The sequence below is a fragment of the Bacillus sp. FSL K6-0994 genome, assembly GCF_038630815.1.
Classification (GTDB): Bacteria; Bacillota; Bacilli; order Bacillales; family Bacillaceae; genus Bacillus; species Bacillus safensis.
In genome coordinates this window covers 444,424-467,283 of the sequence record NZ_CP152043.1, presented here as the reverse complement: position 1 = coordinate 467,283, position 22,860 = coordinate 444,424, and the positions used below count along the sequence as shown (strand labels likewise).

Below are 22,860 nucleotides of genomic sequence, written 5' to 3'. Positions count from 1 at the left end.
AAAAGCCAATGATCTTTACGGTCATTGGCTTTTTATTTGTTCAGATGAAAATCCTAATTCCCTCGAAATATCACTGGCGGCTTTTTTCACCTGTTTAATTAAGTAAGGTAAGCGTTCTTTTTGATATCCTGCTTCAAATCCTGCAATGCTAATACCTGCTGCCACTTCCCCCAGATGATTGAAAATTGGGGCTCCAATCGCAGCTGTATAGTTTTCAAGCTCAGAATAGCTTAGCGTATATCCCCGTGCATTTGATTCTTCCAGCATGTTTCTTAGGACCTCTTTATCTGTGATGGTCCCAATTCCGATCTTCCCCAGCTCGATTGAGTCAATATAGGCAAGTCTCTCGCTCTCTGGTAAAAAAGAGAGAATACTTCTCGCACAGGCACCCGCATATAGGGGGGACCGTCTGCCGACGGCGGTGTAGAGACGAACAGGCTGCGTACCTTCAATCTTTTCCACGTAAATGGCTTCGTCGCCTTCACGAACAATGAGCTGTACAGCTTCTCCTACTTCATCCCGTAAGCTTTCCATAAATGGTCTTGCAATCCTTCGAATATCAAGGCGGTCCGCCACAAGCTGACCGTATTCAAGGAACATCAAGCCTAATCGATAAACACCCGTTTCTTGCTTTTCTAACAGCCCCATATCAGCTAAAGAGCTCGCCATACGATGAACAGATGTTTTCGGCATACCGGAAAGCTCGATCATTTCATTTAATGTTAATTGATCGTGAGCGATAAACAGCCGCAAAATCTCCATTGATTTCACAACCGTTTTATTTGTGTTTTGCATCTTCTTCACCTTTTCTAAACGAGAATGCTTCCAGCTTGATTCTTGCGGCCAGCTCCCTCAGTTCGGCTTCTTGCTTAAATAACGCCTGCTCTGCATCCCGGTGATCTATTTGTTCAAAATACAGCTTTGCCCCAGGCATCGCCTGTGCAATAAGCGGCAGATCAACAGTTGCTACTTCTCCAATACGCGGGTATCCGCCTGTCGTCTGCCGATCTGCCAGCAGAATAATCGGCTGGCCATCGGGTGGAATTTGAATAGATCCAAAGGCGACAGCTTCTGAGATCAATTCCAGCTTTTCTTTTAAATGAACCGGCTCCCCCTTCAGCCGGCAGCCCATACGATCTGATTGGGGTGTGACCTGATAAGGCTGCTCAAAAAAAGCGGTTTGAGATGTTTCTTGAAAAAAAGAAAGATGCCTGCCTGCCAGCACGCGAATCACTGGCGATTTCAGCAGCGGCAAAAAATGATCATGACTCACTGTCCAATCGGGTGCGCCGTATCCCGCCTGTTTCACTTTATTTTTCAGCCTATCAAACAAATGATCCGCTACGATAGACGGCTCTCCAACAGGCAGAATGTCGCCTTTTTCAAGCGGTCGTCCTTTCAGTCCACCGATTCCTGCTCTGACATAAGTGCTTTTGCTCTGCATGACTGGTGCCACATCAAATCCACCTGCCACAGCAAGATAAACGCGGCAGCCTCTCTTACAAAGACCAAAGGTAATCGTGCTTCCTGATCGAACAAAGAGCGGCTTCCATAATGGTGCCCGCTCTCCATCAATATCAATCTCAACATCAGCACCAGTGACTGCAATGAGCTGATCCTTCTCACATGTGAGCACAGGCCCCGGCCCCATCAACGTGACTTCCAGCACGGCTTCGTTTTCTTGGTTGCCGGTGAGAATGTTGGCGATTCTAAGTGAGAGCGGATCCATGCCGCCGCTCGTTAAGACGCCATACTTTTGATAGCCTTGACGCCCTTTATCTTGAATGGTTGTGTACATCCCTGGCTTGATGACATGAATACTCAACATTCTGCCTCCTTCATGCTGAAAAATTCCTTTTCAGACATTTGGACAAATCTGACCTCGTCCCCTGCTTTCAATAGACTCGGAATTTCATCGTCTGGGCGAAAAAGCGGCAGCGGGGTTTGTCCAATGAGCTGCCAGCCCCCGGGTGTAGAAATTGGATAAACGCCTGTCTGCTTTCCTGCAATACCAACAGAGCCTTTTGGAATGGACATTCTTGGTGTTTCTCTGCGTGGTGCTGCGATCTTTTCAGACAGCCCGCCTAAAAACGGAAACCCTGGGGCAAATCCAATCATATAGACTAGGTACGTGCCCGCAGTGTGAATACGCACGACTTCCTCTGGCGTTAAACCATTGATACGGGCAACCTCTTCTAAATCAGGGCCCAGCGCTCCCCCGTAACAGACTGGAATGTCAACGATGCGGCGCTTTACCTGAACTCCCTCCTGCCATTTGTCTTCAAGAAGTTGTTCAATGTAGCCTTTGACCCATTCATATGGAGACAGGTCATGTGTTTGAAGCTGGGCCGATTGATGAACGGTATAAGGCTCGTAGAAAACAGTCACGTTTGTAAAGGCTTGAACCGCTTCTACATATCCTTCAAATGGGTGCTGTTCAATACATGCAAACAGCTGCTCAACACGTACATGAATCTCCTCACGTATGTCAGCTCCAGCTTGGATGACGATCGCTGCATCTCCCAGCGGGTGGTAGGTGATGGAATCTTTTATCGTTGAAAAAGCCACTTGAGAACACCTCTCTTTCTACAGTACACCTAGCTTTTGATCTCTTCGATCTGTGATGAACATATGACCGGGTGCATGAGTGATCGCAATATCGGGTTTTGTATGCATGACAATGGCTTGCGGCGTCACACCACATGCCCAAAACACCGGGACTTCTCCTTCTTTGATCACAGATGGTTCTCCAAAGTCAGGCTGACCTATATCGGAAATGCCAATCACCGCTGGGTCCCCTATATGGATCGGTCCGCCATGGACTGATGGAAATCGAGATGTCACTTGAACACTTCTTGTGACTTGATGCGCCGGAATGGGTCTCATGCTGACCACCATCGGGCCATGAAAGACTCCTGCTTTTTCACAAGCTATATTCGTTTGATACATGGGTACGTTATGACCGTCTTCGATATGGCGGACAGGAATGTCATTTAGCATAAGCGCGTGCTCAAACGTAAAACTGCATCCAATGAGAAAGGCAACCATATCATCCTCCCAATAAGCAGTGATATTTGTCACCTCTTCTTCAAGAATCCCTTTTCGGTAAATACGGTACTTAGGAAAGTCCGTACGAATATCCGCTTGAGGCGCAGACCGTCTTGGCACTGGATCACCTGGGTCCAGTACATCAAGCAAGGGACATGCAGCCGGATTCCGCTGACAAAATAATAGAAAATCAAAGGCAAGTTCCTTTTTGACAATCATTAAATTGGCTTGAGCAAACCCCTCTGCAAAGCCAGCCGTTGGTCCTGTGATCTTTTTTTCGCGAATCAATTCTCTCATCTGTGATGGCTCATATGTTTGATAAGTATTCATCTGAATCAGCTCCATAGTTTCGGGATTTCATTAATGATGGTATAGCCGCCCATCATCGCCATAATGACCACAACAAATGCACCAGTCACTGTCAAAAAGAATGGATGCCGATAATCTCCGACAATGTCTTTCTTATACGCCGCAACGAGTAATGTGCCAAGGGCGAGCGGCAAAATCAATGCATTGATCGCTCCAACTAATATCAAGATGTTCACTGGTCTTCCGATCGTAATAAAACAAAGGGTCGAGAGGGCAATAAAGCCAATGATGATACCACGCTGGTTTTGCTCAATTTTTGGTGAGAAGGTTTTGAAGAAAGAAACAGATGTGTATGCTGCTCCAATGACGGATGTAATCGCCGCAGCCCACATAATAATCCCGAACATTTTATATCCGATATTTCCTGAAGCTAATTGAAAAACAGAGGCAGGCGGGTTGGATGGATCTATCTGCAAGCCTTTTGAGACAACTCCTAATGTGGCAAGAAAGAGTGCCACACGCATGACAGATGTAATTAACACACCGAAAATAGAGCTTTTCGTCACTTGCGGCAGTGCTTCCTTCCCCTTAATACCTGCATCCAGCAAGCGATGCCCGCCAGCAAAGACGATATAGCCGCCTACCGTTCCGCCCACAAGTGTCACAATGGATAAAATATCAATCGTCTCTGGGACAAATGTTCTCACGGCTGCTTCTCCAACTGGCGGCGCTGTTGAAATCGCCACGTACAGCATCAGGCCAATCATGACAAAGCCTGCTGCCTGCGTAAAACGGTCCATCGCTTTCCCAGCCTCTTTGATCACAAAGATGAGAATGGCAATCACAGCACTGATCCCTGCGCCGATTCGCGGATCGACACCGAAGATCACCTGAAAACCGAGACCAGCTCCAGCGATATTTCCGATGTTAAAGGCAAGTCCTCCAATGACAATCAAAAAGGCCAGCACATACCCGAGACCCGGGAGCACCATATTCGCTATATCCTGACCTCGTTTTTCTGAAACGGCAATGATGCGCCATACATTTGTTTGTGCAAAAATATCTAATAAAATTGAGATCAAAATGACAAATCCAAAGCTAGCCGCAAGCTGCTGTGTGAAGACGGTTGTTTGTGTTAAAAATCCCGGTCCGATCGCGGACGTCGCCATTAAAAAGGCAGCGCCCATCAGCATAGAACGATTCCCCTTTGGTGCCTTCATGTGTTTGACTTTCTCTGTTTTCATGCTGTTTCCCCCTTTGATGACGATTTTTATTGAAAGGCCTTGAGATGAATCCCGGCTTCTTTTAGCTTCGCTGTAATGGTTTTTGCAAATTGAAGCGCATGGCTGCCGTCTCCGTGAATGCAGACCGTATCTGCTTTGAGCTCGATATCTTCTCCTTGAACTGTACGAACCCTGCCTTCTCTCACCATACGAACAACCTGGTGGACGGCCCGTTCATCCTCTTCAATGAGTGCATGTGGTTCGCGGCGGGATGTCAGCGTCCCATCTGTTTGATACGTCCGATCAGAAAACACTTCATGTGCCACTTGCAAACCTATTCGTTCACCTGCTAACGCAAGTTCACTGCCTGACAGACCAAATAACACAAGGTTTGGATCCACATCATACACAGCCTGCGCAATCGATTTAGATAATTCAGTATTTTCAGCCGCCATGTTGTAGAGGGCACCGTGTGGTTTGACATGCTGCATCGTCCCGCCCTCGGCCTTGAGAAAGGCTGATAGAGCGCCAATTTGATAGATGACAAGATCATAGGCTTCCTCTGCGGAGATAGCCATTGGACGTCTGCCAAAGCCGGCCAAATCTTGCAAACCCGGATGCGCACCAATTTTGACCCCTTTATCCAGTGCCATTCTAACTGTCTTTCTCATGACCGTTGGATCTCCTGCATGAAAACCGCAAGCAATGTTGGCTGAGGTGACATATTCTAAGATTTGTTCGTCTGCACCGATTGTGTATTGACCAAAGCTTTCTCCCAAATCACAGTTGATATCCACTTGATACATAGAATCCCTCCTTGTTGTTCCGAAATACGGAATATAAAGTCCGAATATTCGAATTTATATTGATTATACCAACTTTGGATAGACTGCACATGAAATTGGCAGAAAACATAACATTCGAACTAGGAGAAAACAAAAAAAAGCGAGAGGCAAAGTCCTCTCACTTTTTCTTGTAATGAAGTGCACTTTATTTAGACAGCACCCAATGTTGGATGGCTTTTGCAACACCGTGTTCTGTGTTAGGAGCCGTAATCCAATCAGCCGCCTCTTTCACCACTTCCTGGGCATTTCCCATCGCAATGCCTAATCCGGCTTCTTGAATCATGGCCATATCATTGAGGCTGTCGCCAAGTGACATGACGTTGTCCATCGTACAGCCAATGCGTTCTGCTACTTTTGCAAGAGCTGCCGCTTTGTTAATGCCGGCTGCATTCACTTCGATATTCGTTGGACTTGAGTTTGTGATCTCTAGGTGCTTATTTGTTTTCAATGTATTGAGTACTTCCTCACGAACGTCATCATCATGAATATCAAAGCCAAATTTCAGCCATTCATGGTCATGAATCCGTTCAGGGAATTCACCTCTCCACACCTTATCCACAGTCGAAGCCCAGTAATCGGTTTCGTACCTATTTTTTAAATCCCACATCATTTGGACGTGATCAGGATGCAGCAGATCTCGTTCGATCAGCTGAAAATTTGAATCCCAGATTTCACTTCCGTTTGCTGTCACGAGGTAAGACGATAACTTGAGCGGCTCAACCAGCTCTCGGCATGTCATCAGTGTCCGCCCTGTGCTAATGACCACATGGACCCCTTTTGCTTCAGCTTCTTTAATGGCTTGTTTATTTTCCTCTGGAATGATGTGCTCACTGTTTAACAGCGTGCCATCCATATCAATGGCAATCAATCGGATGTCTTTCTTATGAGCTTGTGTTGACAAATTGAGTACCCCACTTTGTATCGATTTTTGAAACTATCTTTATTTTAATATAAAGATGAAGCTGGCACAAAGGGACGAGTTTGATCCCATAGAAAAAAGACCTTGTGACAGGTCTTTTTCACATGTGCTTAGCGTTCACACGCAATGCCGTCTTTATCGCGGTCAAGCCGCATATTTTTTTGATAAAGTGCTTTTGATACATAAGGCTTGTACTTTGTTTTTCCGCCTTTGTTTTTCGTGTTTTTGCTTTTTGCTACGCCGCCTTTATATACTTTGTTCAGCGCTTTGCAATTTTTGTAAGACTTGACCGTTTTTGCATCTGCTGTGTGGGTGTCGACTTGTGTAAAGCTTAGTAAAAGACCTAAAGACAAGACAGCCACCATGATTTTTTTCAACATGTAAGATCCCCCTATTTTTTCTAATTTTACAATTTTATCATATGTCACCACTTTTTGTTTTTCAAGACTATTGAGCTAAATATTTTGATTTTTTTGGCATGAAATACACCTTATATCCTATATGGTACAATGAGTGGGAAACCTTTCCGTTTTTGACACGTATATGAAGAGAGGAGTTTTTCACATGAAAATGAAATATACCATTTTATATGTAAACGATGTGGAGTCGAGTATTCATTTCTATCAACAAGTACTTGGTTTCCCAATAAAATTGAGGGTTGAATCCTATGTTGAGTTTGATACTGGAGACGTGACGTTATCGATTAATTCACGCCAAGATGTCAAAGAAGCACTCGGATTGCCTGTCCCTGAAGCAAATCAAGCGTCTCACACGTTTGAAATTGGCTTTGTTGTGGATGATGTGGAGCAAACGATTGCATCAATGAAGGAAAAAGGGGTTTCGATCATCAAAGAACCTGCAAAAAAACCATGGGGTCAAACGGTCGCTTATGTGTCTGATCCTGATGGTCATTTCATTGAAATATGTGATGCGGTCTCCTAATGGGCTTTGAAGGGAGTGAACCAGAATGAGAAAAAAACATGCTTTTTTCGCCGGTGTTTGCTCAATGATTGTGATTTGCAGCGCCGCTATGATGTTGCAGCACCTTGAATGGATTGGGTTTGTCAGCGGCGGGATTTCTATTATTGGGGTCGTGATGTCTGGGGTGCTAATGGGTGCTTGGACAAGTGGAGAAGAGACACGAGCAGCCTATCATTCTGAAACAAAAGAACACCGCATGTGGCGCCTTGATACGGCTTTTCTTGTGATGATTTTTGCACTTCCGCACATGGCTGCTTCGGTCTTTTATGTTTTAATGTAAACACTTATTAAAAGGAGTTAGCAATATGGCTGTTTTTATTCTATTCATTGTATTTGGCTTTCCTATTATCTCTGTGCTGATTGGCATTTTGGGCACGCTCTTTTTGAAGAATGTTTGGATGCCTACTTTGATTGTGCTGTTAGCAAGCTTGATCTTCATGTTCACCTCTATTGGCGGAAACGTATCTTTTCTCATTTGGGTCATCGTCTACACCGTCTTTACGTTCCTTGCTGGATGGATCACAAAGCGGCTCAGCGTGTAGACAAACCCTCGCATTCTGTGTCAGGTCTGCGTGCCGGTGCTCACGAATGTCAAATTCGCTCCGAGCCGGTACTCGTCCTTCCTAGACTTCAAAGGTTTTCTATCACGCTGAAAAAAGAAGACAAAGGGCTAAAATCAAGATCATTTTAGCCCTTTGTCAACAATTTGAAAGAACAGTTTTCACTGTTCTTTTTTTGAATCATATATCCGCACACCATAATTCAATTTCAATTTTCAGCTCCGGCCATCCTAAAGCTGATACATAAGCAATCGTCATTGATGGGTAAGCTGTTTTGAAGATCGTATCCCACTGAGGATATAGATGGTCCCAGTCGATTTCTTCTGTTGCCCATATATTGACCTTGATCACATGTTCTTCATTCAATCCTTCTGATTCAAGGATTTTTTTAATGTTTTCAAACGTATTCGTTACTTGGTCGTTTAAGCTTGATGGGATCTGCCCATCTATATCTGTCCCTACCTGACCCGATGTAACAAATAATCCCGCACCCTTTGGCACCCTTGTGATATGACTGTAGTGACCAACAGGTTTCGGCATACTTTCTGGGTTTTTTCTCGTGATTTTTTCCATGTTATATCCCTCACTCACGTTTATTTTTCTGCTTGTTTCTTCGTTTTGTAGACAGACTTCACCAATTTCTATCTATCCTAAAAGAAAACAGCAGTGGAGTATCCATAGCCACAAGGTAAGAACATTAATATCTTCTTTTTCATGACCGAAACACTCCTTTTGTTTGCGTGAGCAAGGTTTTGATTAACTTCATCGTACCTGACAAGTGATACATCGTCAAAATGATTTACAGACGATAACGCGCAATGTCCTGATTCAATCGCATGCTAAGCTCATTAAGTCTTTCTGCTGCTTTTGCCACATTAGAAATGGCTGTCACTTGTTCGTCTGTGGATGCAGTGATTTCCTCGATCGCCGCCGCATTTTCTTGAGAAACATGTGCTGCGCCGTGCATGGCTTTTGTGATGAGGTCGTTTTGCTCCAGCAGTGTATTCAGCTCTTTTGCCATCGCGTTTGTTTCAACGATGGTTTGTGAAATCAATGTAGAGATGGCATTGAATTCATGTTCTGTTGCATGCACTGCTTCATCCAGCTCGGCAAAACGATCCATTGTGCTCGACATGATGCCGGCTGTTGCCGTCGTTTCTTCTTTAATGCCTTGAATCATTTGCTGAATTTGAACGGCTGATTGTTTTGTCTGTTCAGCTAAATTCCGCACTTCACTCGCCACAACTGAGAAGCCTTTGCCATGCTCTCCTGCACGTGCTGCCTCAATACTTGCATTCAGTGCCAGTAAATTCGTCTCATTTGAAATGCTCTCAATCGTATCTGTGATTTGAGAGATATCCTGTACTTTTGTACTTAACTGCTCGATTCCTGCTCTAATGCCTTGAGACGCCTGAATCGATTGTTCATTCGATTGTTTTAATTGCTGTACGATTTGCTGGCCCTGCTGTGATGATTGACTCGATTGGTCGGAAATCCGTTTAATTTGATCACTCTGTTCTTTGACATTCTCAATCGATTGATTAAACTGGGTCATTTGTTGATTGGCTTCTTCAAGATCAGATGCTTGATGAAGTGTTCCAGTCGAAATGTCTCCGATGGCTCGTCCAATTTCTTCACTGCTGGCTGAGGTTTCTTCAGATATCGCCGATAAATCTGTCGCTGATTCAACAAGCTGACTGCTCGTTTCCTGTAAACCGCTCACCAGTGTTCTGAGCTCTCCTGACATATGGTTAAAGCCTTTTGCCAGCTGTCCGATTTCATCCGTTGTTTCCTTTAAGCTGGTGCGTTCAATATTCCCCGCCGCAATTTCCTTTGAAGCAGCAGTGACTTGCTTCAGCAGTCTGACTTTTCCTCGAGCAGCTAAATAAAAGACGCCTAGACTCAGAAGGGCGACACCCGCTGTAATGAGAATAATATAAAGCTTCATCTGCTCTAATTCTTTATAAAATTCGTCCTGGAAGACAGCGATACCTACACTCCAATTCCACGGTGTAAACTGGCTCATATAGGCGAGCTTTTCTTTTTCTTCGCCGGTTGCATCGTCCTTATCCATATAGGTCACATAGTGTGCATCCTCGCCTTTTGCATTGGCGCCAGCGACCATTTTTTGACGATTGGTCGTGTTATCTGGGATGACACCGATGTCGTTGACAGGATGAACCTGGGTAGAATAGTCAGTGCCATAAGCGATCAGATAGCCTTTATTTTTATAGATAAAATCTGATTTTTGAGATTGGTATCCCTTCCCGTTGTCATTTTTGGGCCCGCTCAAGTAAAGCCGGGCTTGTTCTTGCGCCTGCTCAAGCGTCAGTTCTTTTTTCTCCACACGGTCATTCAACTGTTCAAGTGTGGCCATCGCTCCGCTGACGATGTGCTTTAAATCTGCTTTCCCTGCATCAATTAAGACATGTTTCGCTAACAAATACCCCGTTGTTCCAACTAGTCCGCCCGTTAAAATCGTGATCACGATAATGGCAGACATTAATTGAAAAAAGACACTTCTTGACGCAAACGCTTTCTTTTTCATGTACAAATTCCCCCTTACTTTATATATCGTCAAGCAGGGAAAAGTATTAAAAAAGTCATAGAAAAAATCCCTTTCTCACAATGGAAAGGGATTTTCTGATTAATGAGCTGCTTCTTTAAGAATGGCTTGATAAAGATCGTCTGATGGTGAGAGTCCACATACCTCTTCCAGCACACCTTCAATGCCTTTTTCTTTTCTTAATGCCTGCAGACGAACAGCTTCTTCGTCTTCAGTAAAGTCGTAAGCCAAAGCTGCCACAATGCCTTTAATTAAATACTCTGGCTGTCTGATCTTTTTCGCTGGACCGATTAAACGGTCATCTGCTCCAAGCTTTCTAAGCGGGGAACGTGCGACACGCGTGACTTCATCAGAGATAAAGGCATTTTCAAATCGTTTGATGATTTTTTGAATATACGCATCATGTTCTTCTTTTTGAAAGCCATAGGTGTCGATTAAATAACTGCCCGTTTCGTGTAGTGCACCTTCGACCACTTGACGAATCTCTGGTGTATCGACAGCTTCTTTAATCGTTTGCACGCCTTTCTCGTACCCGACATAAGCAGCTAGTGCATGTCCTGTGTTGACAGTAAAGAGCTTACGCTCAATATAAGGCGTTAAATCTTGTACAAAGGTCGCTCCATCGATCTGAGGAACGTCTCCAATAAAGCCTGTCTCATCAATGACCCACTCGAAAAATGGCTCGACTGATACTTTCAAAATGTCCTCATGGTGCTGAATGGGGACAATGCGGTCAACCGCAGCGTTTGGAAAACCAACTGTGTGTGAAAGCGCTTCTTGTTCATCAGCTGTTAAATGAGAGAAAACAGCTTCCTTTAAATGAGAGCTGCCGCCAATCATATTTTCACACGCCACAATGTTGATGATATGATCAGGCTTTTTCTGTTTTAAACCTTCAGCAATCGATGAAGCAATGATGTTCAAAACAGCTGGTCCAACAGCTGTTGTAATGAGGTCAGCTGTTGCAACTGCCTCAGTTAATGCAGCTGGATCTTTTGCGGAATTGATAGCGGACACTGGACCGACTACTTCTTGCTGCTGCCCTGATGCTGCGAGCTCAACCGTGTATTCTCCTTTTTCATTCAGCTCGTTGATCACCGCTTCATTTACATCGGTAAAAACGAGCTCAAAGCCTGATGCTTTTAACAAAGATCCGATAAATCCTCTGCCAATATTGCCTGCTCCAAAATGAAGTGCCTTCATGTTAGTTCACCTCGTTAAAGATGGCGATCAGTTCATCCTGATCCTTTGCATGAATGATACGCTCTACGTTTTCTTCCTCTGAACAGACAATCGCAATTTGAGAAAGAATATCGAGATGCTCATTGTTTTTACCAGCGATACCAAATACAACTTTGGCAATATTCCCCTCGCCATATTCAACGCCATCAGGAATTTGGATAATGGAAATTCCTGAATGAAGGACAGCCGCTTTCGCATCCTCTGTTCCATGAGGAATGGCAATTCCGTTGCCCATAAATGTAGAAGAAATATTTTCTCTTTCAAACATTTTGTCCACATAATCACTTGTGACATAACCGTTTGCCACTAAGACTTCGCCTGCTTTTTTAATGGCTTCTTCTTTAGAGCCCGCTTGTTCGTTTAGAAAAATATTGTCTTTTGAAAGTACTTGTTTCATGAAAGATCACACACCTTTTTTAGAATGGAAAATCAGAAAACAACCAAAACGGGGAGTTCAATTAGGAAAAATTGGACTCAACCCGTTTCGTCATGTTATTTTTTCAATTTCTCAATCAGCTCATCGTATTTCGGGCTGTTTAAGAAATTATCAACTGAGATATGGACAGCTCCTGGCAGTTTTGCCTTGGCTCTATCTGTTAAATCTTTATGAGTAAAGACCACATCGGCATCATCTGGGATGTTGCTGATGGATGTATTTGTTACATCAATATCTAGCTCTGCCTTTTTGACTTTATTCTTTAAAACGGACGCACCCATCGCACTTGAGCCCATTCCTGCATCACAGGCAAAGATGATTTTGTTCACGTTATCTGGATTGATTTCATCTGGAGATGCTGCTTGCTCGCTTGCTTCAGCACCTTCTTTTTGTGCTGTAAGAGCAGCTGCTGCTGCACTTTTCTTGCCTTTCATGTCTTGCATTTTTTCAGTTGCTGCTGTTAAGTCTTCGTCCACTGCTTTAGACGCTTTCAAAATGACAGAAGCGACAAGGAATGATACGACCGCTGCCACGACAACACCTGCTAGAACGGCAAGGTGGCCGCCTTTTGGTGACATGAGCATAAGAGCGATAATACTTCCTGGTGACGGCACAGCCTTTAAGCCTGCATTTAACAGTGTAAAGGTCAGAACGCCGCTTGCTCCCCCAGCAATAACCGCCAAAATGAGCTTTGGCTTCATTAAGATGTATGGGAAGTAAATCTCATGGATTCCCCCTAAAAATTGAATGACAATCGCACCCGGTGCAGACTGCTTTGCAGTCCCTCTCCCAAAGAACATGTAGGCTAGAAGAACACCTAGACCTGGTCCTGGGTTAGTTTCAAGCAAGAACAGAACGGACTGGCCTGTCTTCGCCGCTTGCTCCACCCCTAATGGACCTAAAATTCCTTGGTTAATTGCATTGTTTAAGAACAATACTTTCGCTGGTTCAATGAAAATACTTGCCAGCGGAAGTAAATGTGCATTGACAATGATATCTACACCTGCCGCAAGGGCTTTATTCAGGCCTAGTACCACTGGACCGATGGCGTAGAAAGCAATGGCGACTAAAATGGCACCTAGAATACCTGCACTAAAGTTATTAATCAGCATTTCAAAACCTGATTTGATTCGGTCTTTAAACAGCTGGTCGATTTTCTTAATGAGATAACCGCCAAGCGGTCCCATGATCATTGCGCCTAAAAACATTGGGATGTCCGAACCGACAATAACCCCAATCGTAGCGGTTGCACCGATTACCCCGCCTCGATGGTCATATACGAGCTTCCCGCCTGTGTAACCGATTAAGAGCGGCAGCAAGTAGTTGATCATTGGACCAACAAGTGTATTTAATTGTTCATTTGGAAAATAACCACTTGGAATGAATAATGCGGTGATGAGTCCCCAAGCGATAAACGCTCCAATATTCGGCATGATCATACCGCTTAAATAGCTTCCAAAGCGCTGTACTTTTACTCGAAATCCGCTTTTTTCCTGCATCTATGAAAACTCCTTTCTTCTCTCCCTTTATTTAGGGCTTTATAGGTCAAAAGATATAAGAACAAGATTCAGTGAAGCCCTTATGCCTATCGTAAAACGCTTTCACTTTCTCTTCAATTGAAACTAAATGTCACTTTGTCACATAGTGTGTGACAAAATTGAAAAATGATGTGAAAATACCTTCAGATCCCAATACAAAAGGGGTGAAAAGGTTGATCTGCCGTTGTTTTGAAACAAAATTCATGGGAATTTCACAACTTTCAAATGGTCTCTTCTTGTTTCCTCTTCTTAAATCGAATAGGCTTATAATTGATCAAACCTATTCAATTAAGAAATGTCTGCGCAGACATGACACAGAAAAAGTGAACCATCTTGCTGTTTGTTTCGTTTACCTTTTAAAGAGGGCGGTACAATAGGAAGAGCGGTTTTTTCTGTGACTCACAGTTTACTGCCGCTTTCTTTCTGATACATGAGACATTTTCATAGGTAGAAAGGCGGTTATTCACCTTGTTTAAAAATAGTAAGTGGCTTCTGCTTCTTATGGTCATGTTCGCTTTTTTCATTCCAAAGGGAGCATTCGCTCACGCATACGTCGTGAGCTCGAACCCAGCAGCAAATGAAGAGCTGGATCATCAGCCTCCTTCAGTCTCGATCACATTTAGTGAAGGAATTGAAAGCGGCTTTCATGCCATTAAGGTGTTAAATGCAAAAGGTGATCGTGTGGATAAAGGAGATACGGTCATTAAAGATCAAAAGATCATGGAAGCAGCTTTAAAAAAGAATTTACCAAAAGGGATTTACACCATTCAGTGGAATGCGGTATCAGCGGACGGACACTCTGTCTCTGGCATGATTCCGTTTAGTATTGGAAAAGCGGATGGCGGTTTTGACCAATTAGGGCAAGGCCAAACGGATGAATCCATAGATATGGCTTCAACTATTGATAAAGCCTTTCTTTATACGTCATTCAGCTTATTCCTTGGGACCATTTTGTTTGGACTGCTTTGGTTTAAGAATACGATTTCACCTGTATTAGAGAAACGAATGAAGCGGCTTTTGACCGTGTCATTGATCATGATGGGCGGAGCACTTGTGTTCCAGCTGCCGATTCAGACAAAATCAGCGGCAGACGTGTCCTTTTGGGGGGCATTTCAGCCTTCGCTTTTACAAGAAACGATTGCGTCCACTTCTGGCGGTAGTCTGTGGATGATGCTTATGGCGTCATTTGTTCTTCTCACCATCTGGACGATTGTGGCGGTGAGAAAAGGGGATTTCTCTTCTTTTCGAGTTTGGCTGTTTCCACTGCTTCTCTTCATAGTGCTTCTTTGGTTGAAGGCACAAATCGGACATCCAGCCGCAACAGACAATAAAATACTCACAACATCACTTGATTTCATCCATCTCGTCTCTGCTTCGATTTGGGTCGGTGGTTTAACAGCCATTGTCCTTCTATTGATAAAGAAACTGCCAAATGAAGATGAGCCGCTCATACGGAGTACGCTAGCAGCATTTCATCCTTGGGCACTGCTCTCCGTTGGACTCATTGTGTTTTCAGGATTTGTGAATGCGATCTTTATTTTGCAATCGTTTGAAGCTCTTTTCCAATCAGCATACGGACGCACCTTTTTAATCAAGCTTGGTTTATTTATCATCATGGGCCTTCTTGGGCTTATGCATTACTTGATGCTGAGATGGGAAAAGAAGCAGAAACGCAGCATTTCCTTACGAGCTGAATGGATGATCGGGATCGCCATTTTGTTATTAACGGCTGTCTTTACCAATATTCCGAGCCCTCCTCCGCCTGCACCAGAGCCCTTCTTTGGCGCAAATCAGGTTGAGCATCGTGATATTGTGTCCTTGAGCATTACTCCGAATGCCCCGGGGAAAAACTCATTCGAAGTGGCATTTACAAAGAAGAATGGCGAAACGATCACTGATATTCAATCTGTAACAGCCAAGATCCATAAGGTGGCTTTATTCGGTGACGAGACACCGAGTGAATTTCAGCTGAAACGATTAAAAAATGGTCATTTCTCTGCTGAAAATCTCTTATTAAATGAAAAAGGCACATGGAAAATTGAAATCCATGCGTTAACTGGTTCTTTTAAGAATATCGATACCACATTTATTAGAAGAAACTAAAAGGAGTTATCACATATGAAAAAATACGTTAAAGCTTTATTACCAATGCTTCTCGCTTCATTTTTATTGGCGATTCCTGTGAGTGCGCACGTAACAGTCAAGCCTGATACATCTGCGACAAATGCTTGGGAGACCTATACATTAAAGGTTCCTTCTGAGAGTGACAGCCCGACGACTAAGGTTGTCGTGACAATTCCTAAAGGCGTAGAATTCCAGCAATATGAGCCAGTACCTGGCTGGAAAACATCAACTGAAGAGAAAGATGGCAAGGTAACAAGAGTGACTTGGGAAGCAACAGGTAAAGGTGTGCTTGCTGGACAATTCCAGCAATTCGTTTTTGTAGCGAAAAACCCTGAAAAAGCAGGTGAAGCTGCTTGGGATGCGTATCAATATTATAAGGATGGAACAGTCGTTGAATGGACTGGCGATAAAGATGCTGATAAACCTCATTCCATCACAAACATTGTGGCATCTAATACTGTAACGGATTCACATGGCCAGGAAAAACCAAAAGAAGAAAAGGCCTCTGAAACAGCCACTGCTTCTTCCTCACCACTTGTCCTTGGTCTGTCCATTGCTGCTCTAGTCGTGGCACTGATTGCACTTGGACTTGCTTTTAGAAAGAAATAAAAGTGTATGAGCGATCGTTTTCTTAGAAACGATCGCTTTTTCTTCCTTTACACATGTACAAATCGCACTGTTTACTTTTATGACGATCAATTATTTTCCATTTTCCCAACTTGTTATTACCAATATAGGATTGAATAGGATAAAGCTGCGTGACATAATGAGACAGATGACCACATAGGAGGCTATGAGATGAACCATGTAATCATATTTGCTCATCCCCAGCAAAGCTTAAATCAAACCTTATTAGATCTTGTTGTGAGCACTCTATTGAACAATGGTCATAAAGTGACTGTTCGTGATGTCTATGCCCTAGGTTTTTCGCCAGAGCTCACCATTGCAGAAAAGGCTGCCATCAAATGCGGTGATGTCCCGATTGCCATTCAAAGAGAGCAGACGCTGATTCAGCAAGCGGATGTGCTGACGTTTATTTTTCCAATATGGTGGACAGGCTTGCCGGCTATGCTAAAAGGATATGTAGAACGCGTCTTTTCTGAAGGTTTTGCTTATCAGATCAGTGAGGATGGAGAGATTGAAAATCTGCTTCGGCACAAAAAAGGTGTCATTATCAACACCCACGATGCACCGAGGACTTTTCTTAATTCCAATAAGATTTCCACCTCCTCCCATCACATGACAACTGATACAGAAGTCTTCAATTTTATTGGCGTTCAGCCTGTCGAACGGCTTTTGTTCAGCAGCATGGAGCAGGCATCTGCAGATTACATACATGAAATTCTGAAAGAAACGAAAGAAACGGTGGATCAGCTTTTCCCGCCTGCTGTTTAACATAAAAAAGACTGCCGAGATTCCTCTGACAGTCTTTTTCACGTTTATTCGTCTAAACCAATGGATACATATTTTGTTTCTAAATAAGGCTCGATCCCTTCGATGCCGCCTTCTCGGCCAATTCCGCTCTCTTTCATACCGCCAAAAGGTGCTTGGACAGCCGATGGACCGCCATCATTCCAGCCAATGATCCCATAATCGAGATGTTCTGAAATGTAGAGTCCGTTCCGATAATTTTCTGTAAAGAAATAAGCTGCAAGGCCAAAAGGTGTATCGTTGGCTAATTCAATTGCCTCGTCTAACGTTTTGAATGTCGTAATAGGTGCCACTGGACCAAAGGTCTCTTCATGCATAATGTTCATCGAAGGGTCCACATGTGTAAGAACCGTTGGCTGGACAAAATAATATGATTTGTCATCGTCGAAATGCGTATCGCCGCCTACAAGAACTTTCGCCCCTTTATCCACTGCATCTTGAATTTGGCCGACAATTTTATCAAAACCGCGCTTGTTGATAATTGGACCGATGGATGTGCCTTCTTCAAAGCCATTTCCTACTTTCAGCTTTTCTACTTCTTTGCTGAATCTTTGCGCAAATGCTTCATGAATGTCTTCATGCACAATTAAGCGGTTGGCACAGATACAGGTTTGCCCTGCGTTCCGAAACTTAGATGCCACTGCTTGTTTGACAGCTAGTTCAAGATTCGCATCCTTGTCTACGATGAGCGGAGCATGACCGCCAAGCTCCATTGATACGTGTTTGACTGTACTGGCACTGTTTTTGATCAGGTGCTTCCCGACGGGCGTTGAGCCTGTAAACGTGATTTTTCGAATCAATGGACTATCTGTGAAGATTTCACCCACTTCTTTGCCATCTCCCACAACCCATTGCAGTGCATCCTCTGGAATGCCGGCTTCATGACCTAATTTTACTAGTTCTATAGCTGTCAGCGGTGTGTCTTCAGCAGGTTTTACAATAAACGTACAGCCTGCTGCAAGCGCAGGAGCTGCCTTTCTCGTAATCATCGCCGCAGGGAAATTCCACGGAGTAATGGCAGCAACAGGACCAACTGGCTGTTTTGTGACGAAAAGGCGTTTGTTCGTCGTATGTGACGGGATGGTTCTGCCGTAGATTCGCTTTGCTTCTTCTGCGTACCATTCAATATAACCAGCCGCATAGACGATTTCTCCTAATGCTTCTTGATATGGCTTTCCGTTTTCTTCTGTGATGATTTTCGCAAGCCTCTCTTTATGCTCAATCATCAGATCAAACCACTTGCGAATGATATTGGCACGTTCATGTGCTGACGTTTTTGCCCATGATTTGAATGCTTTATGTGAGCGGGAAATTGCGTCTTGGATCTGTTCTTTTGTATGCTGAGCAACTGAAGCAATTTCTTCTCCTGTTGCAGGATTATACACTTTGAGTTCGTTTGTCATGCTCTATCGTCTCCTTCGTTCTTGGATTCATTACATATAGTATATACCCAATGAGTACCCAACCTAAAAGCAATATCCATTCAGCTGGCCAAGATAAGGAGGCCGGCATTCCTGGAAAGTAAAATGAAAGGAAAAGAAGACTCAGTCCGATAGCTAAAACACCTGTCGTCCGCCAATATTTTATGCGATATGGACGCTCCAGCTCAGGTTCTGTTTTCCGAAGTCTCATAAAGGCAATGGACACGATTAAGTACCCTACGATGATTCCGACACCGCCCGCATTGACAATCCATACGAGGGCAGGGCGCCCTAGTAATGGAGCGAAAAAAGCCAAAGCCCCAAGAAATAAAATGGCATTTGTCGGTGTTTTATACTTTGGATGAATATACGCAAACCATTTGGAAATCATACCTCTTTCCGCCATAGCATATAAAATACGGCTTGCACCGATAATAAAAGCATTCCAGCTCGTCACAATCCCTGCTACACCGCCGATAACCAGCACTGTTCCAAACACTTGATGACCGAGAAGCTGAACCATCGCATCTGCTGTTGCTAATGAAGAGGCTTCAAGCTGTCCCTTTGACATTCCAGCAGCTACCCCAAAAACAATAAGCAGATAAAAAATGACCGCACTCACGATGGAAATAATCAAGATTCTCCCAATGATTTTTTTTGGTGCGTTAATCTCCGCCGCTACTTGCGGAATGACATCAAACCCAACGAATAAAAAGGGAATCATGACTAACACCGCCATAAGACCGCCAACCCCGCCTTGAAACATCGGCTCAAGGTTTGCAAAATCTCCATTAAATGTTGCGCCGCCTAAAAGGAGAAAGCCTGTCAGAATAATCGCCACTGTGAACACGGACTGAAAAATGGCAGCAGGCTTCGCCCCAATGTAATTCAGCGCTGTTAAAAACAATGCACCGCCAGATCCAATCAATACCCACGTGAAATAAACGTCCCATCCCCCTATATTCCATAAGAAGCCAGCATGCTGTGTTGGAATCACATAATCAATGACGGTCGGCAAGGCGACAGCTTCAAACGTAATCACAGACACATAACCAAATAATACGCCCCATGCTGAGACGAACGCTGCTTTCATCCCAAATGCCCGCTGGACAAAAACGAGCCCTCCGCCTGTCTCTGGAATCGCAGACGAAAGCTCAGCATACGTAAGTCCGATAAAGATGACGAGAATACCGCCTATAACGAAAGCAATCACACTGCCTAAAAATCCAGCTGTTAAAATCCAATCTCCCGAAAGTACAACCCAGCCCCAGCCAAGCATTGCACCAATGGACAAAAACAGTACGTCAGACTGCGACATGGTTTTTGCCATTTGTTGTTTTTGCATACAACCATCCCCCTTTGTTGTTTAGCGTGCTTTGAAGGCGCCCTCGATGATCCCTAGTCCTTCGTGAAGCAGCTCATCTGTGATGACAAGTGGTGTTAAGAAGCGAATGATATTCCCATTAATCCCTGCCGTTAAAAGAAGCAGCCCGTGCTCATTTGCATATGCTGCAATCGCTGCGGCTCTTTTCTTATCTGGTGTACGCGTTGTTTGATCTTCCACAATTTCAATTGCCGCCATTGCCCCTAACCGGCGGACTTCCCCAATGAATGGATACGCTGTTCTCCATTCATTGGCTTTGTCCTCAATGACTTGTCCAATATGTTCAGATCGTTGATTCAGTTGTTCTGTTTCAATGATATCAAGGACAGCCAGTGCAGCCACACAGCCTAACGGACTTCCTGCATATGTTCCCCCAAGCTCCCCTGGATCTGCCGCATCAAGCAGTTCTTTTCTGCCAACGACACCGCTCAGCGGTAAGCCAGCTGCAAGAGATTTTGACACAGTAATTAAGTCCGGTACCACATCAAAGTGCTCAATCGCAAAGTATTTCCCTGTTCTTGCAAAACCGGTTTGGATTTCATCTGCAACAAAGACAATCCCGTGTTGCTGACAGAAGGAAGCGACATGCTGAACGAAGCGCTTCGATGGCACAATGAATCCGCCCTCCCCTTGGACTGGTTCCATGACCACACAAGCAACGGTTTCTGGTGCAACGGCTGCGACGAAGAATTGATTGAATTGATCAATGATGTACTCGTCGTAAGCAGCATCGCTTAATCCTTCAGGTTTTTGATAGTAATAAGGATACGGTGCTTGGTACACCTCAGATGCAAATGGCCCGAACCCAAATTTATACGGCTTAACCTTGCTCGTCATGCTCATTGTCATATTCGTTCTGCCGTGAAAACCTCTTGTGAACGACACAACGGCCTGTCTTTTCGTATATTTACGTGCAATTTTCACCGCATTTTCAACAGCTTCTGCACCTGAATTAAGAAAAATGGCTTTCTTATCATGATCCCCTGGTGTGAGATGGCACAGCTTCTCTGCCAATTCGATATACGATTCGTACATCATCACGTTGAATCCTGGGTGAATCAGGCTCTCTGCCTGTGCTTTGACCGCTTCCACGACCTTTGGATGTGAATGTCCTACGTTTAATGTGCCAATGGCGCCTGCAAAATCGATAAATCGGTTCCCATCAATATCGAACAGCTCGGCTCCTTTCCCCTTCGCTGCAAGATGACGGTTGCCATTACTCACGCCTCTTGCGACGTATTGATCTCTTTTCCCCTGCCATTCTTCAGTTGAAAAACGGTTTGTTGTCGTTTGACTCATTGTCATCCATCCCCTTTATATCCTTTTTTATTATTCTGAATATTTTTTGGTATGATAGAAAGTACCAATATCATTTTTTTCATGGTACCAGAGAGGATGGAATGATGAGATGCTGACAATTCAACTAGATCAAACAGGGCAAAACGGATATATTTATCATCAAATTTATATGAAAATTAAAGGGGAAATCTTAAACCGCAACCTTCAGCCGCAAGATCAATTACCGTCCAAACGAGAGTTAGCCGATACATTAAACGTCAGCGTTAATTCAGTGAATGGCGCCTATCAGCAGCTGCTTGCCGAGGGATATTTATATTCGATTGAACGCAAAGGGTTTTTCGTGGAATCACTAGAAACGTTTCATGAATCTGGTCAGCTAAAACCCTCTTCTCTTCCTGTAGATTTAAAGGAAGAACCGATTGCACGAGACGACTGGTATTCCTTTTCACATATCTCCGTCGATACAGCGAACTTTCCATTTAAAAGCTGGCTGAAAAGTGAACAAAAGGCGATCCATCTCCACCAAGATGCCTTCGGTGAGCTTCCGCATCCACAAGGTGTGTATGAGCTGAGGGAAACGATTGCCCGGCTGATCGGACTTGCGCGAGGAGTCAAATGCTATCCAGAACAGCTCATTTTAAGTGCAGGCACACAGTCACTGATCCATTCGTTATCAAGCATTCTTCCAGCCGATCAAGTATATGGGCTAGAAAACCCCGGCTACCGCCGGCTCTATCAAATGCTGAAAAACAATCATCACCAAATTGAAACGATTGGCATTGACCAAAAAGGTGTGCGGATGAGCGACATTCATAAAAAACAGCCGAATGTGTTGATCATTACCCCTTCACATCAATTTCCAACAGGGGTGATTATGCCGATTTCCCGGCGTATTCAACTTTTAAACTGGGCAGCTGATCAGCCAGACCGTTATATCATTGAGGATGATTATGACAGTGAATTTAAATATGGCACAGACAGCATTCCGGCGCTGCAAAGTCTTGACCGATATGACAAAGTCATTTATATGGGCACCTTTTCAAAATCATTGCTGCCCGGCTTGCGGCTAAGCTATATGGTGCTGCCTCAGCATTTATTGAGACGCTATAAGGAGGAACAGCATTTTTTCATTCAAACAGCTAATCTTTTTACACAATACACCCTTCTTCATTTTATAAAAGATGGGGCGTATCAACGGCATATTAAACGAATGAATGGTTTATATGAGGAAAAACGGAAGCAGCTTATTGAAGAGCTCAATACGGTTTTTGCTGACAATGTGCGGATTATTGGAGAAAATGCCGGGCTTCATTTTATTGCAGAATTTCGCTCAAATCGAACGCAGCATGAGATTTTACAGCGAGCGAAAGAAAGAAAGCTGAAAATGTACGGAATGGATCGCTTTACCCTTGATGAGCAATTGCCGGGGCATCAGCCAGGCTTTGTTCCGCTCGTCCTCGGCTTCTCACATATGAAGCAAGAGGATATTCAGCCGGCAGTGAAACGGCTGTATGACGCCATTTTCGGGAAATAA

Annotated in this window: 23 protein-coding genes; 7 read left to right on the top strand and 16 right to left on the bottom strand. The window is 44.0% G+C overall.

Going from position 1 to position 22,860, the window contains the following annotated elements:
• Positions 1-21 precede the first annotated feature (21 nt).
• From MHB69_RS02270 to MHB69_RS02235, 8 genes are all read right to left on the bottom strand, one after another.
• Entirely contained in the window at positions 22-795 is a 774-nt protein-coding gene (locus MHB69_RS02270; RefSeq protein ID WP_034283816.1) for an IclR family transcriptional regulator, read from the bottom strand.
• Complete coding sequence (locus tag MHB69_RS02265; protein ID WP_046313921.1) at positions 779-1,825, bottom strand: biotin-dependent carboxyltransferase family protein; 1,047 nt, start codon at positions 1,823-1,825, stop codon at positions 779-781. Before MHB69_RS02265 ends, MHB69_RS02270 begins: the two co-directional genes overlap by 17 nt.
• On the bottom strand, positions 1,822-2,568 hold the full coding sequence (gene pxpB / locus MHB69_RS02260; protein ID WP_081123994.1) for a 5-oxoprolinase subunit PxpB: 747 nt from the start codon (positions 2,566-2,568) through the stop codon (positions 1,822-1,824). The genes MHB69_RS02265 and pxpB overlap by 4 nt, the downstream gene beginning before the upstream one ends.
• An 18-nt stretch (positions 2,569-2,586) precedes the next feature.
• Positions 2,587-3,378: a putative hydro-lyase gene (locus MHB69_RS02255; protein WP_342495963.1), complete on the bottom strand. Its 792-nt coding sequence runs from the start codon at positions 3,376-3,378 to the stop codon at positions 2,587-2,589.
• Positions 3,379-3,383: 5 nt separating this feature from the next.
• Positions 3,384-4,601 carry an NRAMP family divalent metal transporter gene (locus tag MHB69_RS02250; RefSeq protein ID WP_041116696.1) on the bottom strand — a complete coding sequence of 406 codons (1,218 nt, stop codon included), beginning with the start codon at positions 4,599-4,601 and terminating at the stop codon, positions 3,384-3,386.
• A 26-nt stretch (positions 4,602-4,627) separates the two neighbouring features.
• Positions 4,628-5,386 carry a 5-oxoprolinase subunit PxpA gene (locus tag MHB69_RS02245; RefSeq protein ID WP_342495962.1) on the bottom strand — a complete coding sequence of 253 codons (759 nt, stop codon included), beginning with the start codon at positions 5,384-5,386 and terminating at the stop codon, positions 4,628-4,630.
• Between the two features lie 184 nt (positions 5,387-5,570).
• On the bottom strand, positions 5,571-6,326 hold the full coding sequence (locus MHB69_RS02240; RefSeq protein ID WP_024425552.1) for a Cof-type HAD-IIB family hydrolase: 756 nt from the start codon (positions 6,324-6,326) through the stop codon (positions 5,571-5,573).
• Positions 6,327-6,454: 128 nt separating this feature from the next.
• Positions 6,455-6,724: an excalibur calcium-binding domain-containing protein gene (locus MHB69_RS02235; RefSeq protein WP_080769491.1), complete on the bottom strand. Its 270-nt coding sequence runs from the start codon at positions 6,722-6,724 to the stop codon at positions 6,455-6,457.
• Between the two features lie 184 nt (positions 6,725-6,908).
• Between MHB69_RS02235 and MHB69_RS02230 the strand changes: the two genes are divergently transcribed.
• Genes MHB69_RS02230 through MHB69_RS02220 form a run of 3 tightly spaced genes read left to right on the top strand, consistent with a single transcriptional unit; the run spans position 6,909 to position 7,867 of the window.
• Positions 6,909-7,286, top strand: a complete 378-nt coding sequence (locus MHB69_RS02230) for a VOC family protein (protein WP_061110657.1) — start codon at positions 6,909-6,911, stop codon at positions 7,284-7,286.
• A 25-nt stretch (positions 7,287-7,311) separates the two neighbouring features.
• Complete coding sequence (locus tag MHB69_RS02225) at positions 7,312-7,605, top strand: DUF5316 family protein (RefSeq protein ID WP_041116690.1); 294 nt, start codon at positions 7,312-7,314, stop codon at positions 7,603-7,605.
• A gap of 25 nt (positions 7,606-7,630) precedes the next feature.
• Complete coding sequence (locus MHB69_RS02220) at positions 7,631-7,867, top strand: DUF2651 family protein (protein ID WP_041116688.1); 237 nt, start codon at positions 7,631-7,633, stop codon at positions 7,865-7,867.
• Between the two features lie 198 nt (positions 7,868-8,065).
• Here the strand turns inward: MHB69_RS02220 and MHB69_RS02215 are convergent, their stop codons facing one another.
• The 5 genes from MHB69_RS02215 to MHB69_RS02195 form a co-directional block, all read right to left on the bottom strand.
• The gene (locus MHB69_RS02215) at positions 8,066-8,458 is read right to left on the bottom strand and encodes a RidA family protein (RefSeq protein WP_070326696.1); all 393 of its coding nucleotides are present in this window, start codon (positions 8,456-8,458) and stop codon (positions 8,066-8,068) included.
• A 226-nt stretch (positions 8,459-8,684) separates the two neighbouring features.
• Complete coding sequence (locus tag MHB69_RS02210; protein ID WP_342495961.1) at positions 8,685-10,433, bottom strand: methyl-accepting chemotaxis protein; 1,749 nt, start codon at positions 10,431-10,433, stop codon at positions 8,685-8,687.
• Between the two features lie 99 nt (positions 10,434-10,532).
• On the bottom strand, positions 10,533-11,654 hold the full coding sequence (locus MHB69_RS02205; RefSeq protein ID WP_342495960.1) for a mannitol-1-phosphate 5-dehydrogenase: 1,122 nt from the start codon (positions 11,652-11,654) through the stop codon (positions 10,533-10,535).
• 1 nt (position 11,655) lies between these two features.
• Entirely contained in the window at positions 11,656-12,090 is a 435-nt protein-coding gene (locus tag MHB69_RS02200) for a PTS sugar transporter subunit IIA (RefSeq protein WP_012008933.1), read from the bottom strand.
• A gap of 95 nt (positions 12,091-12,185) precedes the next feature.
• Entirely contained in the window at positions 12,186-13,628 is a 1,443-nt protein-coding gene (locus MHB69_RS02195) for a PTS mannitol transporter subunit IICB (RefSeq protein ID WP_046313907.1), read from the bottom strand.
• 507 nt (positions 13,629-14,135) lie between these two features.
• On the opposite strand from MHB69_RS02195, the gene MHB69_RS02190 reads away from it, so the two are divergent.
• The 3 genes from MHB69_RS02190 (at position 14,136) to MHB69_RS02180 (ending at position 17,186) form a co-directional block, all read left to right on the top strand.
• On the top strand, positions 14,136-15,770 hold the full coding sequence (locus MHB69_RS02190; RefSeq protein WP_342495959.1) for a copper resistance CopC/CopD family protein: 1,635 nt from the start codon (positions 14,136-14,138) through the stop codon (positions 15,768-15,770).
• Between the two features lie 15 nt (positions 15,771-15,785).
• The gene (locus tag MHB69_RS02185) at positions 15,786-16,400 is read left to right on the top strand and encodes a DUF1775 domain-containing protein (protein WP_041106532.1); all 615 of its coding nucleotides are present in this window, start codon (positions 15,786-15,788) and stop codon (positions 16,398-16,400) included.
• A 189-nt stretch (positions 16,401-16,589) separates the two neighbouring features.
• A complete protein-coding gene (locus tag MHB69_RS02180) occupies positions 16,590-17,186 on the top strand; it encodes an NAD(P)H-dependent oxidoreductase (protein ID WP_034283793.1) in 597 nt (198 codons plus the stop codon).
• A gap of 44 nt (positions 17,187-17,230) precedes the next feature.
• Here the strand turns inward: MHB69_RS02180 and MHB69_RS02175 are convergent, their stop codons facing one another.
• The 3 genes from MHB69_RS02175 to gabT are packed head-to-tail and all read right to left on the bottom strand — an operon-like array spanning position 17,231 to position 21,326.
• Positions 17,231-18,625 (bottom strand): NAD-dependent succinate-semialdehyde dehydrogenase, encoded by a 1,395-nt coding sequence (locus MHB69_RS02175; RefSeq protein WP_342495958.1) that lies wholly within the window; start codon positions 18,623-18,625, stop codon positions 17,231-17,233.
• Positions 18,600-19,988, bottom strand: a complete 1,389-nt coding sequence (locus MHB69_RS02170) for an APC family permease (RefSeq protein ID WP_342495957.1) — start codon at positions 19,986-19,988, stop codon at positions 18,600-18,602. Before MHB69_RS02170 ends, MHB69_RS02175 begins: the two co-directional genes overlap by 26 nt.
• A gap of 21 nt (positions 19,989-20,009) precedes the next feature.
• Positions 20,010-21,326 (bottom strand): 4-aminobutyrate--2-oxoglutarate transaminase, encoded by a 1,317-nt coding sequence (gene gabT / locus MHB69_RS02165; protein WP_342495956.1) that lies wholly within the window; start codon positions 21,324-21,326, stop codon positions 20,010-20,012.
• A 109-nt stretch (positions 21,327-21,435) separates the two neighbouring features.
• On the opposite strand from gabT, the gene MHB69_RS02160 reads away from it, so the two are divergent.
• Positions 21,436-22,860, top strand: coding sequence for a PLP-dependent aminotransferase family protein (locus MHB69_RS02160; protein WP_342489807.1), 1,425 nt, complete (start codon positions 21,436-21,438; stop codon positions 22,858-22,860).

Bases quoted from the DNA above. Each gene is read 5' to 3' on its own strand.
- MHB69_RS02270 (WP_034283816.1), bottom strand. From the start codon at position 795: ATGCAAAACACAAATAAAACGGTTGTGAAATCAATGGAGATTTTGCGG.
- MHB69_RS02255 (WP_342495963.1), bottom strand. From the start codon at position 3,378: ATGAATACTTATCAAACATATGAGCCATCACAGATGAGAGAATTGATT.
- MHB69_RS02250 (WP_041116696.1), bottom strand. From the start codon at position 4,601: ATGAAAACAGAGAAAGTCAAACACATGAAGGCACCAAAGGGGAATCGT.
- MHB69_RS02245 (WP_342495962.1), bottom strand. From the start codon at position 5,386: ATGTATCAAGTGGATATCAACTGTGATTTGGGAGAAAGCTTTGGTCAA.
- MHB69_RS02235 (WP_080769491.1), bottom strand. From the start codon at position 6,724: ATGTTGAAAAAAATCATGGTGGCTGTCTTGTCTTTAGGTCTTTTACTA.
- MHB69_RS02230 (WP_061110657.1), top strand. From the start codon at position 6,909: ATGAAAATGAAATATACCATTTTATATGTAAACGATGTGGAGTCGAGT.
- MHB69_RS02225 (WP_041116690.1), top strand. From the start codon at position 7,312: ATGAGAAAAAAACATGCTTTTTTCGCCGGTGTTTGCTCAATGATTGTG.
- MHB69_RS02220 (WP_041116688.1), top strand. From the start codon at position 7,631: ATGGCTGTTTTTATTCTATTCATTGTATTTGGCTTTCCTATTATCTCT.
- MHB69_RS02215 (WP_070326696.1), bottom strand. From the start codon at position 8,458: ATGGAAAAAATCACGAGAAAAAACCCAGAAAGTATGCCGAAACCTGTT.
- MHB69_RS02210 (WP_342495961.1), bottom strand. From the start codon at position 10,433: ATGAAAAAGAAAGCGTTTGCGTCAAGAAGTGTCTTTTTTCAATTAATG.
- MHB69_RS02205 (WP_342495960.1), bottom strand. From the start codon at position 11,654: ATGAAGGCACTTCATTTTGGAGCAGGCAATATTGGCAGAGGATTTATC.
- MHB69_RS02200 (WP_012008933.1), bottom strand. From the start codon at position 12,090: ATGAAACAAGTACTTTCAAAAGACAATATTTTTCTAAACGAACAAGCG.
- MHB69_RS02195 (WP_046313907.1), bottom strand. From the start codon at position 13,628: ATGCAGGAAAAAAGCGGATTTCGAGTAAAAGTACAGCGCTTTGGAAGC.
- MHB69_RS02185 (WP_041106532.1), top strand. From the start codon at position 15,786: ATGAAAAAATACGTTAAAGCTTTATTACCAATGCTTCTCGCTTCATTT.
- MHB69_RS02180 (WP_034283793.1), top strand. From the start codon at position 16,590: ATGAACCATGTAATCATATTTGCTCATCCCCAGCAAAGCTTAAATCAA.
- MHB69_RS02175 (WP_342495958.1), bottom strand. From the start codon at position 18,625: ATGACAAACGAACTCAAAGTGTATAATCCTGCAACAGGAGAAGAAATT.
- MHB69_RS02170 (WP_342495957.1), bottom strand. From the start codon at position 19,988: ATGCAAAAACAACAAATGGCAAAAACCATGTCGCAGTCTGACGTACTG.
- gabT (WP_342495956.1), bottom strand. From the start codon at position 21,326: ATGAGTCAAACGACAACAAACCGTTTTTCAACTGAAGAATGGCAGGGG.
- MHB69_RS02160 (WP_342489807.1), top strand. From the start codon at position 21,436: ATGCTGACAATTCAACTAGATCAAACAGGGCAAAACGGATATATTTAT.